Below are 2,700 nucleotides of genomic sequence, written 5' to 3'. Positions count from 1 at the left end.
GGAGAATATTGGTTTGATGAAAAAGCATTTCGATTCATTTCTCGGCTAATTGTAGAAGGGTTCCTTCGAAGTTGACGGGCAATCTCTCTTATCGTGTATCCTTGCGCATGTAATTTCGCTATTTCTTCTCGTTCGAAAATGGTAAGATGAGTATACTGACTCATAGATATCCTTCCTTTCAATAGTTATCTCGCAATTACTATTTTACAAGGAAATCATCTATGAGTCTTTTTTGTGTTGCACTTAAAGTGTAAATCCGCCATTGAATAAACAATCCGTCGAAAGTTTACTTAATGTTATACTTGAATTAATAGAATGAAGGAGGGATTTGATGGTAGAGTACATAAATATCACAGAAGAAAATGTCGCCGCTGAACACTTATGCTGCGCGATTTCCGGTAAAAAGCATCAAGTCGGTGTTGACACAAAAAAATCGTGGCTCAAGGAGCGGTTGCCTGAAGGGCACGTATTTCGCAAGCTGGACGCGAATGGAAAAGTTTTTATCGAATATGCACCGTTGGAAACGGCTTGGGTGCCTGTAGTTGGCGAGAATTATTTGTATATTTATTGTCTTTGGGTCTCTGGCAGTTTTAAAGGACAAGGTCATGGGAAAAATCTGCTGAATTATTGTATCGAGGATGCCAAGCGGCAAAATAAGTCAGGAGTTTGCGTCATCAGTTCGCAAAAGAAGACACCATTTCTAACCGACAAAAAGTTCGTTGAAAAAAATGGATTTGAAGTCGTTGACCAAATCGCTGGCGGCTTTGAGCTCATGGCGTTGTCCTTTGATGGAACTGTTCCTACATTTTCGGAATCGGCCAGAAAGCAGACAATTGCTGATCAAGAATTGACGATTTTTTACAGCCAGCAATGCCCCTTCATACCCAATGGACTAAAAGAAGTGCAGGAATATTGCGAGGAAGAAAACATTCCCTTGACGCTGGTTCCAGTGGACAGCCTAGAAAAAGCCAAGAACCTACCGGGAATTTTCAATAATTGGGCCGTTTATTACCAAGGAAAATTCTTAACAGTCCATATATTGAACAAAAATGTATTGAAAAAAATATTAGCGACGTGAGGAAGGAATAGTGAGAAAGTATATTGCGCTGTTAAGAGGAATCAACATCAGCGGTAAAAATAAAATCGCGATGCCTTTATTGAAGAGCGCCTTTGAAGAAATTGGATTTTCAGAAGTTGTAACGTATATTAACAGTGGAAATGTGATCTTTTCCAGCGCGAGCGAAAATAAAGCAGAGCTGATCCAAACTTGCGAAGCAGTGATTGCTGATAAGTTCAACTTAACCATCCCAGTAACTGTCGTAGCCGTTGATGAATTAATTGAGATAATACAGCACGCGCCTGATTGGTGGGATCATGAGAAAGAAACGATCCATTATGCCATTTTTATGATCGCTCCAATGACAGTCGAAGAAGTCTTCGCGGCAGTCGGTGAAATAAAACCAGAATACGAAAAAATCGCGCATCACGGTGAGGTGATTTTTTGGTCGGCGCCGCGCAAGACCTTCAATAAAGCCCGCTGGTCAAAAATCGCCAGCTCCTCAGTCAATAACCATGTGACGATCCGCAATGCCAATACGGTTAACAAGTTACTATTAATGAGTCAAGCCCAATAAAAAATCAAGCAGTCAGAAAACTGCTTGATTTTTTTGTTTATATCAGCGGTAAAATTTCTTGCTGGATAAAGTCAATGCGATCGTAGACATTTTCTTTGAACAAAGCAGTGATCGTTATCACCAGATTTTCCTCGTGATCAATGTAGAGAATATTGCCGCCATCGCCCATCGCCGCAACGATTGGTTTGTCCGGATCAATGATCCACCACAAATAACCATAATCCAGTCCTTCTTGACCCCAATGACTGTGCTTTTTCTGCATGGTCTCTAACCAGTTCTTCGGAACAATCTGTTGTCCCTTCCAGCTGCCTTGATTTAGGATTAGTTCTCCGATTTTTGTTAGTTCGTGGGTTGTTAAAGTCAAGCCCCAACCGCCAGCATTTAAGCCTGTGTCATCTGCGACCCAGCCGTTTGAATTAGTCGACTTATTAAAACTCATTTGATCTTTGGCCGATTTTAAGTGGATCGTTTTTTCGACGTTGATCTCTAAGGGGGTAAATAAGTTCTCACGAGCAAAATCCAATACTGTTTGATTTGTTGAGCGAGCTAGTATCGCTGAGAGCAGATCCGGCCCAATCAAAGGTGTGTAATTAAACGCGCCAATCGGCTGTTTGCCGCCTAATTGTTTTAGCGTAAACTTGGTCCAGTCTTTACTGGAGAAATACTTGATATATGCAAGCGGTCCATTTTTATATTTGTATGGCGCAGTCATAGTTATTAAATGCTCTAGCGTGATGTTATTGATTGTCGCGTCTTTTGGCTGATATTCCGGAAAATAAGCCAAAATCGGACGGCCCAGCTCATTGATAGCTCCTTGTTCATAAGCGATGCCCAATAATAAGGATAAAATACTTTTGGTGATTGAGTAAACATGAATTTTACTCGCTTCGTCGCAGTCATTGAAATACTCTTCATAAAGCAGTTGATCATTTTTTTGCACAATGATCCCAGTCATATTTTTATGATCCGTCTTGATCTTCTGTTGAACCGTATTAAATTTTATGTCGTTCATCGTTTTCCTCCATTTCCGAAGGCGCCTTCTATCCTTAGAGTAAAGGCATTAAAA

General features: G+C 40.6%; 4 protein-coding genes. 2 read left to right on the top strand and 2 right to left on the bottom strand.

Translation table 11 applies throughout. The features are described from left to right. Positions 1 to 164, bottom strand: a 164-nt coding sequence (locus tag A5875_RS06365) for a helix-turn-helix domain-containing protein (protein WP_141108330.1), incomplete at its 3' end; no start/stop codon positions are given. Between the two features lie 167 nt (positions 165 to 331). Here A5875_RS06365 and A5875_RS06360 point away from each other — a divergent pair. Together A5875_RS06360 and A5875_RS06355 are read left to right on the top strand one after the other, a co-directional pair. Beyond that, the gene (locus A5875_RS06360) at positions 332 to 1,078 is read left to right on the top strand and encodes a GNAT family N-acetyltransferase (RefSeq protein ID WP_088932823.1); all 747 of its coding nucleotides are present in this window, start codon (positions 332 to 334) and stop codon (positions 1,076 to 1,078) included. A 10-nt stretch (positions 1,079 to 1,088) separates the two neighbouring features. Then, on the top strand, positions 1,089 to 1,634 hold the full coding sequence (locus tag A5875_RS06355) for a DUF1697 domain-containing protein (RefSeq protein ID WP_088932822.1): 546 nt from the start codon (positions 1,089 to 1,091) through the stop codon (positions 1,632 to 1,634). A 37-nt stretch (positions 1,635 to 1,671) separates the two neighbouring features. Here the strand turns inward: A5875_RS06355 and A5875_RS06350 are convergent, their stop codons facing one another. Next, complete coding sequence (locus A5875_RS06350) at positions 1,672 to 2,646, bottom strand: serine hydrolase domain-containing protein (RefSeq protein ID WP_088932821.1); 975 nt, start codon at positions 2,644 to 2,646, stop codon at positions 1,672 to 1,674. Positions 2,647 to 2,700 lie beyond the last annotated feature (54 nt).

The sequence above is a fragment of the Enterococcus sp. 3H8_DIV0648 genome, from assembly GCF_002140655.1.
Taxonomy (GTDB): Bacteria; Bacillota; Bacilli; order Lactobacillales; family Enterococcaceae; genus Enterococcus_A; species Enterococcus_A hulanensis.
This window is presented reverse-complemented; position numbering and strand designations above follow the sequence as displayed.